Here is a 15,659-nt window from a genome sequence, read left to right as displayed (position 1 = left end):
GGCATGAACAGCCTCAACGATTTGCACTCGGCGTCAGTCCTGTATTTCGGCCCTTACGCCTTTCATTTGCGCCAACGGCTGATCCTCGACGGGGATCGGCAACTGCGCATGGGCGGGCGTGCGCTGGACATTCTGCAGGTGCTGGTCGAGCGTGCAGGCCGAGTGGTCAGAAAGGAAGAGTTGATTGCACGGGTCTGGCCCACTTCGGTGGTCGAAGAGATCAATCTTCGCGTCCACATTGCCGCCCTGCGCCGGGCGCTCGGTGACGGTGAGAACGGCCAACGCTACATCGTCAATGTGCCGCAATGTGGCTACAGCTTCGTTGCTCCGGTGCACGGCGACAATTTCGAGCACGTGGCCCTGGAACACCTGCAAGCGCCACAACACAACTTGCCTGTGCGGCTGACGCCGGTGACCGGTCGCGATTCAGTGGTGGGCTCGATGGTGCGGCAATTGCCACTGTGCCGATTGATGACCGTGACGGGGCCTGCGGGTGTCGGCAAAACCACGGTGGCGTTGCGTGCTGCAGAGTTGCTGTTACAGCATTTTCGCGACGGGGTCTGGCTGGTGGACCTGGCGGTAGTCAACGACGCCACGCCACTGCTCGATTATCTGTTGCACACCCTCGAAACCGATCTCGTCACGCTGGCAGCGCGTCACAGCTTGCTGGTGCTGGATAACTGCGAGCATCTGCGTGAAGCCTGCAAGGCTCTGGTTGAACGTTTACTGGAGGCCGCGCCACGGTTGTCGATTCTTGCGACCAGTCGCGAAGCATTGCAGGCGAGTCTGGAGACCGTGCAAACCCTGCCGCCACTGGCCATTCCCAAGTCCTCAGCGTTGGGCAGTGTCGAAGAGACCATGAGCTATTCGGGCGTGCAATTGTTTGTCAGTCGTGCCCGAGCCCGGCAGCAGGGTTTTACCCTGCGTGAACAGGATCTTAATGCTGTGCGCGACATCTGTCGGCGGCTCGATGGGCTGCCACTGGCGATTGAACTGGCGGCGGCGCACATTGATGCGCTGGCGTTGGTCGGCTTGCAGTCTCAACTCGACAATTGTTTACAGCTGCTCAGCCATGGTCGGCGTACTGCCGTGCCACGCCATCAAACCCTGAAAGCCGCGCTGGACTGGAGCTATCAGCACCTGAGTGAGCAGGAACAGCGGGTGCTGCAACGCCTGTCGGTCTTCAAAACGGCGTTTGCCATTGATGCGGCGATGGGTGTCATCAGTTGCTCGCAATTACCCCCGTCGACGTTGGCCCTGATGATTGATCGGTTGGCGCAGAAGTCTTTGCTGGCGGTGGAGCGGGGCAGTGCCGGGTTGCGCTATCGCATGCTCAACACCACCCGTCGTTACGCCCGCGAACAACTGGAACGCAGCGGTGAATCCAACGAGTACGAGCGTCGGCATGCGCGCTTCGTCAGCCGCAGTCGTTGGGTGTCAGGCTCGCAGTTGGCGGCCCAACTCGTCGAGTAACCAGCGCACCTTGCGCAGGTCCGGGGTAGCGTAGCCCTCGGTGAAGCGTTGATAGATCGGGTTCAATAACTCCAGTGCTTCGCGGTAGCGGTTCTGCCGTTGCCACAACTGCGCCAGCGAAGTAGCACTGCGCAGTTCCCAGGCCAGGGCGCCCTGGGTTTGCGCGATCGACAGTGCCTGGAGCAAGACCTTTTCGGCTTGCCGGGTGCTGCTGTCGGGGCAAGCCGATTGTTCAAGCAACATGCGATCGGCCCGAGCCCGCAGAATCTCCGCCGTGCTCCAGCCTGCAGCTCCGCTGTGTGCCCGCTCAAGCAACGCATCATCAACAAAGCGGCTGTCCAGGGTCACCATGATTTCTCTGATCAGACCGCTGTCATCGGTCGCTATCGGCACGGCGGCATCGGCGTCGAGGACCTGCGCGTATTGCCGTGCCCAGCGATAGAACAGCAATACGGAATGCTTCTGCGCCTGCTCCAGCAACAGCTGCAGCAAAGCACGGGCGTTTTGCGGGTCACCGTTGTAATGAGCAATCAGGCAACTGGCCAGCGCCAGGGTGTAGCAGATCGAGGTGCCGTGGTTGATTTGCACGGCGATGTCCAGTGCCTGCCTGGCCGTACGCCAGGCCTGTTCAGGGAAACCTTGCAGCCACAACACCCGGGCCAGCACCGTCAGCGAGGCGACGCTCTGGTCGTACTGCACGCCGAAGCCATGGGTGAAACGGTTGGGATTGCCGTTTTGCGCCATGTGCTGAATCACTTGCTCGGCATGCAGGCGTGCCTGCTGCTGGTCGCCGGCGTAATGCAGCGCCAACACCCGCAGGCGATGTGTACTCAGCGACAACTGCGGGTCGCCGTGCAGGCCGAGGCGATCGAACTGTTCGCTCTGTTCCAGCGCCGATCGATAGTGGCCACAGCTGAGGTTGACCGCCATGTGCCCGGACACTGCACGCAGCTGGCCGGCCACGTCGTCGTACGCTTGCGCCAGCGCATGGGCATCGACGAACGCCGCGATGGTTTCCGGGGTACCACCCCAGGTGTGGTAGCAGGCGCTGCCGAGCGCCAGCTTCAGCGCGATCTTCACCCGAGGGCAAGGTTCGGCAGCGTTTTCCAGCAGGGCCAGCGCCTGACGCACGTAACCGCCGTATTCCTTGAGCAGCGACAACTCTTGCCACAGGGGCGCCGAGGTCGCGGCCAGATAAATCCCCACATCGTTGGGGCCTGCACCGTTCAGGCTCCAGTCGAGCGCCGCGCGCAGGTCTTCCAGACCGCGTGCGTAGCGTTCGATCCACAGGGCGGTTGAGGTCGTTTCCCAATCGGTCTGCGCCTGATACATCAGCGCCAGACAACGTTCAGCGTGGCGTTCGCGGGTGTCGGCGAGTTCGGCGCCTTGCTCGAGTTTTTCCAGGGCATAGCGGCGCGTGGTGTCGAGCAACCGATAGAACACTTCTTCGTCACCGACTTCGACGTTGAGCAACGACTTGGCGACCAGTTGGGTGATCGAACCGAACACCTCGCCGGGCTGGATGTGCTGTCCACCGATCACCGCAGCGGCGGACCCCGGCGTGAAGCCACCCCGAAACACGCCGAGCCGGCGCAGGCAGGTCTGTTCGCAATCGGTGAGCAGGTTGAAGCTCCAGTCCAGCGTGGCACGCAGCGTCTGGTGGCGCTCCACGCTGCTTTGATTGCCGGCCGCCGATACCGGCAGACGCCCTTGCAGCTGGCTGAGCAAACCCTGCAGGCCGAGTTCTCCAACCTGCGCCGCCGCCAGCTCCAGCGCCAGTGGAATGCCATCCAGACGCCGACAGATTTCAAGCGCATCGGGCAACTCGGCGTCGCTCAATTCAAAGCCCTCGTGCGCGGCCAGGGCGCGTTCGGCAAACAGTTGCAGTGCCGAAAAACTCAACGCCTGCGCACGATCAAGCACGGCAATCGGCGGCGGGTAATCGAGGGATTCGAGACGTTGCACATACTCGCCTTCGGCACGCAGGCTCTCGCGGCTGGTGGCCAGAATGTGAACCTGCGGCGCACCGCGCAAAATGCTCTCGCTGAGCAGTGCCATGGCGTCGATCAGGTGTTCGCAGTTGTCGATCACCAGCAGCATCTGGCGCTCGCGCAGCGCATTGACGAGGTGGGTCAGCGGATCGTTGTCATGCGGCACCACGTCCAGCAGGGCCGCCAGGTGCGAGCAGATCATTCGTGCGTCGTTGATCGGCGACAGATCCAGCAGCCGGATACCGTCCCGATAGTGGCCGATCATCTGCTCGGCAACGCGCAGGGCCACGGTGGTTTTGCCGATGCCGCCGGGGCCGACCAGCGTGATGCAGCGCTGGCGTGGCAACTGCCTGATCAGGCTGTCGACCAGCGGCTGGCGGCCGATCATTCGCGTGCGGCGCAGTGGCAGGTTATGCCGGGTGCCGGTCTCTGCGCAGGTGTGCTGTTCGATCGATTGCAGCCTGATCGGTGCGACAAAGCTGTAGCCGCGCTGCGCCACCGTGACGATGTATCTCTGCCCGCCCTGACCATCGCCCAGGGCTTTGCGCAACGCCGCCATGTGCACCCGCAGATTGATGTCTTCGACGACGCTGTCCGGCCACACGCCGGCAATCAGTTGCTGCTTGCTCACGACATCGCCGGCATGCGCCAGCAGGATCAGCAGAATATCCATGGCACGTCGGCCCAGGCGTAACGGCTGCTCGCCCTCAAGCAGCAGCCGTTTGCCGGGCTGAATCCGATAGGGGCCGAAACCGAGGGCCTGATTCGGGGGAAGACTCAACAGCTCACTCCTGCGAAATTTTTATAATCCTGCCCACGGCGTGTGAAGCCTCCGTGAAGGGCAGCGCGGATCAGCGTCAGCGGCACGCAAGCCTTCTAATCCGCAGTTTTGCGGACATATTCCGCAGGTTCTGGCGTCAGTGCAACGTGCAGATTGCCGGCAATGCTCGAAAGTGATGCTGCGATCGGCATTTTTGCCCGTTGCAATGTTCAGACCAGCGCTTTGTCTCGCGGACAATTAACAACGATTAACTCGTCTGTGTTCGCTTCAACCCCAAAAATCCGCTGAATCAAGCTGGCCTCAGGCCAGGACCTGATGGCTGCAATGGAGTGCACCCGAGCGGAGGACGGCGCAATGAGCAACGTGGTGGTGGTCTATCACAGCGGCTATGGCCACACTCGCGTCATGGCAGAAGCCGTGGCGCAGGGCGTCGAACGGCACTTGGGCAGTACCTGTCGGTTGGTGGCGGTAGAAGAAGTCGAGTTCTATTGGGATGAGTTGCACCGCGCCGACGCGATCATTTTCGGTGCGCCGACTTACATGGGCAGCGCGTCGGCGGGCTTCAAGCATTTCATGGAGGCCAGCGCGGCGTTCTATCTGGCGAAACCGTGGCGCAACAAGGTTGCCGCCGGGTTCACCAATTCCGGAAGCCTGTGCGGCGACAAGCTCAATACATTGCTGCAAATGGCGGTGTTCGCCGCGCAGCATTCGATGATCTGGGTGGGTCTCGACCTGCTCCCGGCGCGCTCGGTGGCGGGCTGCTTCGATGGTCAGTTGAATCGTCTGGGCAGCTCGCTCGGGGCCATGTCGCAATCCAATGTCGAACAGCCCCCCGAGCAGGCGCCGCCGCTCGAAGATCGGCGTACGGCGGCACATCTGGGCGAGCGGGTGGCGCAAGTGGCGCAGCGGTTGAGGCAGCAATGAAGCGCAGGGAATTGAGCTTGGCGCGCGACAGCGTCTAGACCGCCAGGCGTATGCCGACAGGCGCGGCCGCTGATTGCGGTCTTTCGGGCTTCATGCCCGGCACCTCACGACACCGCCAGGCGAACGGGCTGATCCCTTCGCTGCGGGTGAAGATATGGCAGAAATGTGCCTGATCACAGAAGCCACATTCCAGGCTGATCTGCGTCAGGCTCAAGTGGGTGAGCCGGATCAACTGCTTGGCGCGAGCGATGCGCTGGGTGCGGATCCAGTCCTGTGGCGAGAGTCCGGTACTGCATTTGAACGCCCGGGAAAAATGACTGCGTGACAAAGAACAGGCCTCTGCCAGTTCGGTGACTTCCAGGCTTTCACCCAGGCGATCGAGGATCAACTGTTTGGCCCGCCGTTCGCGTTGCGGACTGAGGCCGCCGATGCGCGGTGTGCGGGATTCGCTGGAGGGGGCGAGGGCGACTGTTTGTTGTAAGTGAGCCATGGCCAATGTCCGTGTCGGGGGGGTAACGCACGCTCGGCACGTTTCCCTCTGGTCAAAAAAACAATGTTTCGCAGAGGGTTTCATTGTTGGACGGGGCCGGAAGACTGACGAGTTAAACGTTGTTAATTGCGCCGCAAAACGTTGAACTCAGCACATCGCTGCAAGTCGTCGCCATCGACAAACACTTCCAATGGGTGCCGCTGAAATACGGCCCATACAAACGTGCGGCCAGCGTACCGTTGATCAAGTAAAGTACGGCGCTATCGCACCTGACTGAACATGACTTCTCAAGCAAGGAACTCGAGCCCATGAACCGTAACGATCTGCGTCGCGTCGACATGAACCTGCTGGTGATTTTCGAAGCGCTGATGTTCGAAAAGAACCTGACCCGCGTCGCTGAAAAACTGTTCATGGGCCAACCGGCGGTCAGTGCGGCGCTGGGTCGTTTGCGCGACCTGTTCGATGATCCTTTGCTGCTGCGCAACGGTCGCAGCATGGAGCCGACCGCCCGCGCGCTGGCGATTCTGCAGGAGCTGCAACCGGCGATGGATGTGATCTCCGGTGCGGTCAGCCGGGCCAAGGAGTTCGACCCGGCCAGCAGTTGCGACGTGTTCCGCATCGGCCTGTCGGACGACGCCGAGTTCGGTCTGTTTCCGCCGCTGCTGCGACAGCTTCAGCAGGAAGCACCGGGGATTGTCGTGGTGGTGCGCCGTGCCAATTATCTGTTGATGCCGGCGCTGCTGGCGTCCGGGGAAATCTCGGTCGGGGTCAGTTACACCACCGATCTGCCGGCCAACGCCAAGCGCAAGAAACTGCGCGACATTCCCTGCAAAGTGCTACGCGGCGATGACCGGCCTGGGCCGCTGACGCTGGACGAATACTGCGAGCGCCCGCACGCGATGGTGTCGTTCTCCGGTGACTTGAGCGGCAACATCGACCTGGACCTGGCCAAGGTTGGCCGGCGTCGGCGCGTGGTGCTCGGCGTGCCGCAGTTCAGCGGTTTGCGCGCGTTGCTCGCCGGCACCGAAATGATTGCCACCGTGCCGGACTATGCCGCGTGTGCGCTGGTCGAAGGTTGCGCGTTGCGCGCTGAAGATCCACCGTTCCCGATCGACGCCGCACAGCTGTCGATGGCCTGGAGCGGGGTACACGACAACGACCCGGCCGAGCGCTGGCTGCGCTCGCGGATCAGCCAGTTCATGGCGGCGCCGCTGGATATCCCGCCTGCCTGACGCGCCAAGTTTCCCTGTGGGAGCGGGCTTGCTCGCGAAAACGGTATGTCATTCAACAATGATGCTGGCTGACCGGACGCCACTGTCGGATCGCCGCCCGCACCAGGCTCGCTCGCACAGGAATCCGACTCGCCTGAAAGAGAGCACATCCATTCAATTTTCCCTCGCCCGCACCGAGCATGATTCAACCCGATAAGGATTTAAGGGTAGGGTCATGAGCGCATCACAACACGATGAACAGGCACAGGATGTCGGTCTGCTGTTTCTGCGGGTCAGCGGCGGGCTGTTCCTGCTGTGGGTCCACGGTTTGCCCAAGCTGCTGGATTTCAACGCGCAATTGCAGCAGATCGAAGATCCGTTCCACCTCGGCGCGCACCTCACACTCTGCCTGGCGATTTTCGCTGAAGTCCTCTGTCCGCTACTGATCGTCGCTGGGGTGCTGGCGCGATTGGCCTGCTTGCCTATTCTTTTTGTTCTGCTGGTGGCGCTGCTGGTCGTGCATCCGCAATGGAGTGTGGCCGAGGGGCAATTCGGTTGGTTGCTGTTGATCCTGTTCGCCACTGTGTTTATCGCCGGGCCGGGACGCCTGGCGCTCAATGTTCGTCTGCCCGGAGTGCTGCGTTATGCCTGAAGCCCTGAGTCCAAAAGCACCGGGGGTCGGTGAAACCGTGACCCTGATCGTCAAGCACCGGGTCAAGGCCGGGTTTGAACAGCCATACGAGGCGTGGTTGCGCAACATCGTCCGGGTCGCCGGGCAGCGCGACGGTCACCTCGGGGTCGACGTGGTGCGCGGCAAGTTGGCCGGTCTCGACACCTACACCTGCGTCCTGCGCTTTTCCTCCACCGAGGCCATGCAGCTGTGGCTGGAGTCGCCGCAGCGTCAGGCGCTGGTGGATGAGGCGGCGCCGATGCTCGCCGATGGCGACCAGACTGAAGTCGCACCGGTCAACGAATTCTGGTTCGCGCCGCTGGCCGATGCCGCGAAGCCGCCGCCGCGCTGGAAGCAAGCGGTGATCACCCTGCTGGTGATTCTGCCGCACACGCTGTTGGTGCCGCTGATCTGGGGGCCGCTGCTCAAGCTGCACCCGCTGCTGTCCAACTACGTGGTCGCCACGTTCCTGATCACCCTGACCATCGTCCTGTCGGTGGTGTACGTGTTCATGCCCCGCGTGACCCGGTTGTTCGCGCCGTGGCTGGAAGCCGGTCAGGCCCATGCTCACGTCGAGCCGGCGAAACAGCCGTCACGCTGACACCCATTCATCTACTCGAAAGGAACTGCGATGAACGCCGATCTGATTCTGTTCAATGGCCAATTTCATACCGTAGACCGCAGCAAGCCGCTGGCCAGTGCCGTGGCGATCAAGGATGGCCGCTTTGTCGTCGTTGGCAACGACACCCAGGCCATGGCCCTGCGTGGTTCGGCCACGCAAGTGATCGACATGCACGGGCGCTGCGTGATCCCCGGTCTCAACGACTCGCACCTGCACCTGATCCGTGGCGGCCTCAACTACAACCTCGAACTGCGTTGGGAAGGCGTACCGTCGCTGGCCGATGCGTTGCGCATGCTCAAGGAGCAGGCCGACCGTACGCCGACTCCGCAATGGGTGCGTGTGGTCGGTGGCTGGAACGAATTCCAGTTCGCCGAAAAACGCATGCCGACCCTCGAAGAACTCAACCAGGCGGCGCCGGACACCCCGGTGTTCGTTCTGCATCTGTACGACCGCGCGCTGCTCAACCGTGCCGCACTGCGCGTCGCCGGTTACACCCGCGACACGCCGAACCCACCGGGCGGCGAGATCGTCCGTGATGCCAACGGCAACCCGACCGGCATGCTGGTGGCAAAACCCAACGCGATGATTCTGTACTCGACGCTGGCCAAGGGGCCGAAGCTGCCGCTGGAATATCAGGTCAACTCGACCCGGCAGTTCATGCGCGAACTCAATCGCCTCGGTCTGACCAGCGCGATCGATGCCGGCGGTGGTTTCCAGAACTATCCCGACGACTATCAGGTGATCGAGCAACTGGCCAAGGACGACCAGTTGACCGTGCGCATCGCCTACAACCTGTTCACCCAGAAGCCCAAAGAAGAGCTGACCGATTTCCAGAACTGGACCGGCAGCGTCAAGTTGCACCAGGGCGACGATTACCTGCGGCACAACGGCGCCGGCGAGATGCTGGTGTTCTCCGCCGCCGACTTCGAAGACTTCCTCGAACCGCGTCCGGACCTGCCGCAGACCATGGAACAGGAGCTGGAACCGGTGGTGCGCCATCTGGTAGAGCAGCGCTGGCCGTTCCGCTTGCACGCCACGTACAACGAATCGATCAGCCGCATGCTCGACGTGTTCGAGAAGGTCAATCGTGACATTCCGTTCAACGGTCTGCCGTGGTTCTTCGACCACGCCGAAACCATCACACCGCAGAACATCGAGCGGGTGCGGGCGCTGGGCGGCGGCATCGCGATTCAGGATCGCATGGCGTTCCAGGGCGAATACTTCGTCGACCGTTACGGCGCGAAAGCCGCCGAAGCCACGCCGCCGATCAAACGCATGCTCGCCGAAGGCATACCGGTCGGCGCCGGCACCGATGCCACGCGGGTTTCCAGCTACAACCCGTGGACATCTCTGTACTGGATGGTCAGCGGTCGCACCGTCGGCGGTCTGGCCTTGTACGAAGAAGGTCTGCCACGCACTACCGCACTGGAACTGTTCACCCACGGCAGCGCCTGGTTCTCGTCGGAGCAGGGCAAGAAGGGCCAGATCAAGGTCGGGCAACTGGCGGATCTGGCGGCGCTGAGCGCGGACTTCTTCCACGTCGAAGAAGAAGCGATCAAGTGGATCGAGTCGGTGCTGACCGTGGTCGGCGGCAAGATCGTCTACGCCGCCGGCGACTTCGAAGACCTCGGCCCACGCTCGATCCCCGTGCTGCCGGACTGGTCGCCGGTGGTCAAGGTGCCGGGCCACTGGCGCCCGAACTCGCCGTTGCAGGCGCAAGTGCACCAGTGCGTCGGTGCCTGCGCAGTGCACGCGCACAGCCATGAAAAAGCCCGACTGTCGAACGCACCGGTCAGCGACTTCGCCGGTTTCTGGGGCGCGTTCGGCTGTTCCTGTTTCGCTTTCTGATCACTACAAAAAAGCGCCGGCCAACCGGTCGGCGCCTCACGCAACAACCATCCACCGAGGAGTTTCCCATGAGCGTTCCCTACAAGCGTCTGAACAAAGATGATGCGGTCGTGCTGCTGGTCGACCACCAGACCGGTCTGATCTCGCTGGTACAGGATTTCACCCCCAACGAGTTCAAGAACAACGTGCTGGCGCTGGGCGACATCGCCAAGTTCTTCAAGCTGCCGACCATCCTCACCACCAGTTTCGATGCCGGCCCGAACGGCCCGATCGTGCCTGAGCTGCGCGAGCAATTCCCCGATGCACCGTTCATTCAGCGCCCTGGGCAGATCAATGCCTGGGACAACGAAGACTTCGTCAAGGCGATCAAGGCCACCGGCCGCAAGCAACTGATCATCGCCGGTGTGGTGACGGACGTCTGCGTAGCATTCCCGACCCTGTCGGCCATTGCTGAAGGTTTCGAAGTGTTCGTGGTCACCGATTCTTCCGGCACCTTCAACACCACCGTGCAACAAGCCGCGTGGGCGCGCATGTCGGCCGCCGGTGCACACCTGCTGAACTGGTTCTCGGTGGCGTGCGAGCTGCAAGGTGACTGGCGCAACGACATGGAAGGCCTGGCGCATCTGCTGTCCGAACGCCTGCCGAACTATCGCAACCTGATCAACAGCTACACCAAGTTCACGGCCAAGTGATGCCTGAAGCCCCTCACCCTAGCCCTCTCCCAGAGGGAGAGGGGACTGACCGAGGGGTTTGTTCGCGATACGCCGACCTGCAATACCGAGCCGATCTCCGAAATTGAAGTACCCGGAGATCGGCTCCCTTTCCCCCTCGCCCCCTTGGGGGAGAGGGTTGGGGTGAGGGGGGCTCTTGATCTTGCTTTCGCATCAGCGCTTTTGCAGCCAACCCAAAAAACCACCCTTGCGCACCGCCACCGGTTTGGCCATCAACGCCAGCCGGCTGTTCTGCTGTCGCACGGCCTGCAATTTGTTCAGCGCCTGGCCGACTTCGCTGCGCTGCTCCATGCATTGGCGGGTCAGCGCTTTGTCGAGGCGATAGATGATGCTCGACGTCAGCGCGGTGAATGTGGCTTGCGACGGGGTATCGGCGAGGATGCTCTGTTCGCCCATGACCTCACTCGGCCCCATGCGTCCGGCTTCGGTCTGGCCATTGCCGTCGGGCACGGTCGCACTGACCACCCCGGTGGCGATGACAAACAGACTGTCGGGCACTTCATCCAGCCCCAGCACCACCTGACCGGCCGCGTATTGCTGCGCGACCATCGATTCGGCGAGGCGATCACGTTCCTCATGGCTCAGCGAGCGGAAGATTTTCACTTCATCGAGCAAGGCCCGGGCGCGGGTCGAGGGTTCGATCACGCCATCAGGGTGCCGGGAAATACCTGCGGCTTCGAGATGCCGATGGGCGAGGTCGAACAGTTGATTGCGCACTTCGCCTTTCTTGCTCAGTTCACTGATGAAACCGCTGGCAACATACTCCGACATCTCCTCGCCGGCCTCTTTCAACACCGCTTTGGGCGGCGGATTGAGCAGCAGAATGCTGCTGCCTTGCAGCGTGCGGTCGAGGGCGTCGAGCACCCGCCGTGGGCGAATGTGATTCGGCACCTTGATGCTGATCGACACCCCGTGCAAGTTGGTCGGGCGACTGAGATTGACGATCTTCGCCTTGGCCGCCACCGAGTTCGGCACCACGGCCAGGGTTCCGCTGCTGGTCAACAGATGCGTGGCGCGCCAGTCGATGTCGATGACCTTGCCTTCGACGCCGTCGATCACCACGAAATCGTCGACCTGATACGGCTTGGTGGTGTTGAGCACGATCCCCGAGAACACGTCGCTCAAGGTGCTTTGCAATGCCAGACCAACGACGATCGCCACTACCCCGGAAGTCGCCAGCAAGCCCTTGACCGGCAGTTCCAGCACATAGCCGGCGGCCGCGACGATCGCCGCCAGAAACACCAGCGCACCGATCACGTCCTGCAACAGCCGACCGCTGTGGCCGATACGCCGCATCAGCGCCAGACCGATCACCTCGGTGAGCACCCGCGCGGAGTACAGCCACCAGACAATCCCCAACGCCGTTGCGCCCAGTTGCATCACCCGGTCATCGGCGAACAGCGGCGCCTGCAACGGGCTGATCTCGGCGTTGATGATCAGTGCGCTGAACGCCAGAAACAGCGCCAGGCGAATGCCGACTCTCGGTGCGCGATGCTTGAACGGGGCGAGGTGCCAGAGCAGCGCGTCGAGCAGCAGCAGGGCGGCGCTCCAGGACAGTGGGTGGGTGAGGAGGATGGACATGGCGATCTCCGGAACTGCATGAACGTTGGTGTAGAAGAGGCTTTTGTGGTGAGGGGATTCATCCCCGATGGACTGCGCAGCAGTCCCCTGCCTTTCTGGTTAGCGGCGGGGTCGCTTCGCAACCCATCGGGGATGAATCCCCTCACCACAAGGGTTCCTGCAGACAAAAAACTCGCCACACCGTCAGGTGTGGCGAGTGAGGGGGGCTCAGTTCAGATGTGTTTTCAGCTCAGCCGCGGCCTGGCGCACGGCCGCTTTCACTTCGGGAATCTGGCTCAGTGGGTTGAGCAAGCCAAAGTCATGAATCATCCCGTTGTAACGCACCGACGTCACCGGCACACCGGCCGCATCCAGATGCCGCGCATAGCCTTCGCCTTCATCACGCAACACGTCGAACTCGGCGGTCTGCACCAGCGCGGCGGGCAGGCCCTTGAGCTGTTCGCTGCTGGCGTTCAGTGGCGAGGCGTGGATCTGTGCGCGCTCGGCCGGGTTGGTGGTGTAGTTGTCCCAGAACCATTGCATCATGCCCTTGGTGAGGAAGTGGCCCTCGGCGAATTGCTGGTACGAGCCGTCGTCGAACTGTGCGTTGGTCACCGGCCACATCAGCAGCTGGAAGCGCAGGGCCGGGCTCTGCTTTTCTTTGGCCATCAGCGCCACGACCGCCGCCATGTTGCCGCCGACGCTGTTGCCGGCCACCGCCAGACGCTTGCCGTCGACGCCAATGTCCTTGCCATGCTCAGCCACCCATTTGGTCGCCGCATAGGCCTGGTTGATCGCTGTCGGGTACTGCGCTTCCGGCGACGGCGTGTAATCGACGTACACCGCGACCGCTCCAGAACCGACCACCAGATCGCGAATCAAGCGTTGGTGCGTCGGGTAATCGCCCAACACCCAACCGCCGCCGTGGAAGAACATGAACACCGGCAATTCACCTTTGACCTTGGCCGGACGCACCACTTTGAGGTTGATCGTCTGGCCATCGACCTTGATTGCCTTGTCGCTGACTTCAACTCCGGACAGGTCAACCTTTACCGACGCTTGCGCACCGGTCAGCACCGCACGGGCATCCTTCGGGCTGAGTTGCTCCAGCGGTTTGCCGCCGCCGGCGGCGAGGGCTTCGAGAAACGCCTGGGTGTTGTGTTCGACACCCGGGCTGCCGGCGGCGAACGCGTTGCCGATGGACAGGGCGAGGAGGGATGCGGTCAGGGTTTTTTTGATGTTCATGCTCAATTCCATTTTCGAAAGTTATTGGTGTTGTGTCGGGCTGTTTTCAAACCGTGAGCACAGATTAATGAGCTGTCGAAAAGTGAAAAAGCGGCTATAAAGCGTTTGACTGTCTACCAGAGAGTGACAATGAACCCGTTCGAAGACATGCGTATTTTTTGCCAGGTCATGGACTCCGGCAGTTTCACTGCTGCGGCCGATCAGTTGGGCTTGTCCAAGCAGTTCGTCAGCCGCCGTTTGATGCAGCTCGAAGAGCGCCTCGGTGTGCGGCTGTTGAACCGTTCCACCCGACGCCTCGACGTCACGCCACTGGGCCAGAGCTACTACGAATCGGCGCTGCGTCTGCTGGGCGAAGTGGAACAGGTCGAGCAGGGCATCGCCGGGCAGACTGCCGAGCCGCGCGGGACCATTCGCGTCAGTGCACCGCTGTCGTTTGCAGTGGCGCATCTGGGCTGTCTGCTGCCGCTGTTTCTGCAGCGCTATCGCGATGTCACCGTGGAGGTGGATTTGAGCGACCGCCCGGTGGACCTGCTTGGCGAAGGTTATGACCTGGCGCTGCGCATTGGTGTGCTGGAAGACTCGACGTTGATTGCGCGGCGCATCGCCGCCATCGAACGGGTGTACTGCGCCAGCCCGGCATATCTGGCCGAACGTGGCACGCCGCTCAATCCCGAAGACCTGCACAGCCACGACTGCCTGCCGTACGGCCATGGTCGTTCGGTGCAGTGGCGCTTCAACGCGGGGCAGGGCAAGCCGCTGCTGGTCAACGTCACCGGACGCATGCGGGTGAACAACGGCGAGTTGCTGAGGGACGCGGCGGTGCAGGGGATGGGGATTACTTATCTGCCGACGTTCATCGTCGGCGCGGCGCTGAAGGACGGGCGGCTGCTGCCAGTGCTCGACGACTACCGCCCCGAACCGCTGACCCTCTCGGCGGTGTATCCGCAGCACCGTCAGGCGTCGCGCCCGGTGCAGGCACTGGTCGAATTCCTGCGCGAACGCCTCAACCAGATGTGACCACGCCAACAGTGTGGGAGCGGGCTTGCTCGCGAAGACGTCGGTCCGGCCAACATCTTCATCGACTGACACGACCTCTTCGCGAGCAAGCCCGGTCCCACAGTGGATCGGCGGTGCGGCTTACAAAGTCGCAACAACCGTACTGATCGGGCTGTTCTAGACTCGGGTCCGCTCAATCACGAGCATCGCCCGGAGTGCGCCATGGAAGTGCCCGACAATAAAACCGCCATCGACAGCAATCGACAGGCGTGGAACGATTCTGCTCGTCATCACCGTGAGTCGGCGGAATGGCAAGCGCTGTTGAACGACGTGTCAAAGGCTGATTTCTCTTGCCTCGACGACACCTTGCGTGGCGTGCTGGAACAGGTCGGCGTCGACGGTAAAGCGCTGATTCAACTCGGTTGCAACAACGGCCGCGAAAGCCTGTCGCTGTTCGCCCTCGGTGCGTGCAGCGTGGTCGGCGTCGATCAATCGGAGGCGTTTCTCGAACAGGCCCGTGAGTTGAACCAGCGCTCGCCGTACAACGCCGAATTCATCGAAAGCGATATCCATCACCTGCCGGCTGCGCTGCACAGCCGCTTCGACGTGGCGCTGATCACCATCGGCGTGCTGAACTGGATGCCCGACATCGGCGAGTTCTTTCGCCATGTCGCGCTGACTCTCAAACCGGGCGGCAAACTGGTGATCTACGAAACCCATCCGTTTCTGGAAATGGTCGACCCCGACGCCGAAGACCCGTACCGCCTCGCCAGTTCCTACTTCCGCGCCGAGCCATTCGTGCAGGAAGAACCGATCGTCTACGTCGGCAAGGTCGAGCAGCAGGCTGCCAAGTCCTACTGGTTCGTACACACCCTCGGCGCGATCTTCAGCGGCGCCATCGCGGCCGGGCTGAACATCGCGCACTTCAAGGAGTATGCGCACTCGAATCGGGAGGAGGTGTATGACCAGTATCTGAATCGCGAGGCGCAGATGCCGTTGTGCTTCACCTTGGTCGCTCGCAAAACCTGAGAATTTGTTGCTCCATCTGGCCTCATCGTGAGCAGGCTCACTCCTACACGTGATCGGTGTCGTACACAAATCCACTGTGGGAGCGAGC

The 15,659-nt window shown here is 62.1% G+C and carries 14 protein-coding genes; 10 read left to right on the top strand and 4 right to left on the bottom strand.

Translation table 11 applies throughout. From position 1 onward, the window contains the following. Positions 1-3: 3 nt before the first annotated feature. The gene (locus tag AC3WMV_RS08590; RefSeq protein WP_103367637.1) at positions 4-1,473 is read left to right on the top strand and encodes an ATP-binding protein; all 1,470 of its coding nucleotides are present in this window, start codon (positions 4-6) and stop codon (positions 1,471-1,473) included. Here AC3WMV_RS08590 and AC3WMV_RS08585 read toward each other — a convergent pair. After that, entirely contained in the window at positions 1,438-4,245 is a 2,808-nt protein-coding gene (locus AC3WMV_RS08585; RefSeq protein ID WP_103367638.1) for an ATP-binding protein, read from the bottom strand. The two genes, AC3WMV_RS08590 and AC3WMV_RS08585, sit on opposite strands and share 36 nt — an antisense overlap. Before the next feature lie 354 nt (positions 4,246-4,599). Here AC3WMV_RS08585 and AC3WMV_RS08580 point away from each other — a divergent pair, with 354 nt between their 5' ends. After that, entirely contained in the window at positions 4,600-5,169 is a 570-nt protein-coding gene (locus AC3WMV_RS08580) for a flavodoxin family protein (RefSeq protein WP_095136686.1), read from the top strand. 34 nt (positions 5,170-5,203) lie between these two features. Here AC3WMV_RS08580 and AC3WMV_RS08575 read toward each other — a convergent pair whose 3' ends face one another. Then, complete coding sequence (locus AC3WMV_RS08575) at positions 5,204-5,659, bottom strand: helix-turn-helix domain-containing protein (RefSeq protein WP_103367639.1); 456 nt, start codon at positions 5,657-5,659, stop codon at positions 5,204-5,206. 119 nt (positions 5,660-5,778) lie between these two features. On the opposite strand from AC3WMV_RS08575, the gene AC3WMV_RS08570 reads away from it, so the two are divergent. The 6 genes from AC3WMV_RS08570 to ycaC all read left to right on the top strand — a co-directional run bounded on the left by AC3WMV_RS08570 (position 5,779) and on the right by ycaC (position 10,702). After that, positions 5,779-5,910, top strand: a complete 132-nt coding sequence (locus AC3WMV_RS08570) for a hypothetical protein (protein WP_256584828.1) — start codon at positions 5,779-5,781, stop codon at positions 5,908-5,910. A 57-nt stretch (positions 5,911-5,967) separates the two neighbouring features. After that, complete coding sequence (locus tag AC3WMV_RS08565) at positions 5,968-6,891, top strand: LysR family transcriptional regulator (RefSeq protein ID WP_096796195.1); 924 nt, start codon at positions 5,968-5,970, stop codon at positions 6,889-6,891. 214 nt (positions 6,892-7,105) lie between these two features. Further along, complete coding sequence (locus AC3WMV_RS08560) at positions 7,106-7,522, top strand: DoxX family protein (RefSeq protein ID WP_098964597.1); 417 nt, start codon at positions 7,106-7,108, stop codon at positions 7,520-7,522. Further along, positions 7,515-8,141 carry an antibiotic biosynthesis monooxygenase gene (locus tag AC3WMV_RS08555; protein ID WP_095136682.1) on the top strand — a complete coding sequence of 209 codons (627 nt, stop codon included), beginning with the start codon at positions 7,515-7,517 and terminating at the stop codon, positions 8,139-8,141. The genes AC3WMV_RS08560 and AC3WMV_RS08555 overlap by 8 nt, the downstream gene beginning before the upstream one ends. Positions 8,142-8,171: 30 nt before the next feature. Beyond that, the gene (locus AC3WMV_RS08550) at positions 8,172-10,010 is read left to right on the top strand and encodes an amidohydrolase (protein ID WP_103367640.1); all 1,839 of its coding nucleotides are present in this window, start codon (positions 8,172-8,174) and stop codon (positions 10,008-10,010) included. Positions 10,011-10,078: 68 nt separating this feature from the next. Beyond that, entirely contained in the window at positions 10,079-10,702 is a 624-nt protein-coding gene (gene ycaC / locus AC3WMV_RS08545; protein ID WP_007961287.1) for an isochorismate family cysteine hydrolase YcaC, read from the top strand. A gap of 192 nt (positions 10,703-10,894) precedes the next feature. On the opposite strand, the gene AC3WMV_RS08540 is transcribed toward ycaC, so the two are convergent. Then, the gene (locus tag AC3WMV_RS08540) at positions 10,895-12,322 is read right to left on the bottom strand and encodes a mechanosensitive ion channel family protein (protein ID WP_103367641.1); all 1,428 of its coding nucleotides are present in this window, start codon (positions 12,320-12,322) and stop codon (positions 10,895-10,897) included. A gap of 207 nt (positions 12,323-12,529) precedes the next feature. Then, positions 12,530-13,546: an alpha/beta hydrolase gene (locus tag AC3WMV_RS08535; RefSeq protein WP_097088731.1), complete on the bottom strand. Its 1,017-nt coding sequence runs from the start codon at positions 13,544-13,546 to the stop codon at positions 12,530-12,532. Positions 13,547-13,675: 129 nt separating this feature from the next. On the opposite strand from AC3WMV_RS08535, the gene AC3WMV_RS08530 reads away from it, so the two are divergent. Beyond that, on the top strand, positions 13,676-14,563 hold the full coding sequence (locus tag AC3WMV_RS08530) for a LysR family transcriptional regulator (protein ID WP_095136678.1): 888 nt from the start codon (positions 13,676-13,678) through the stop codon (positions 14,561-14,563). Between the two features lie 201 nt (positions 14,564-14,764). Next, positions 14,765-15,571: a class I SAM-dependent methyltransferase gene (locus AC3WMV_RS08525; RefSeq protein ID WP_103367642.1), complete on the top strand. Its 807-nt coding sequence runs from the start codon at positions 14,765-14,767 to the stop codon at positions 15,569-15,571. Positions 15,572-15,659 lie beyond the last annotated feature (88 nt).

The organism is Pseudomonas sp. FW305-3-2-15-E-TSA4 (genome assembly GCF_058787295.1).
Note: the sequence above shows the minus strand (reverse complement) of the source record. Positions and strands in the feature narration are given on the sequence as shown.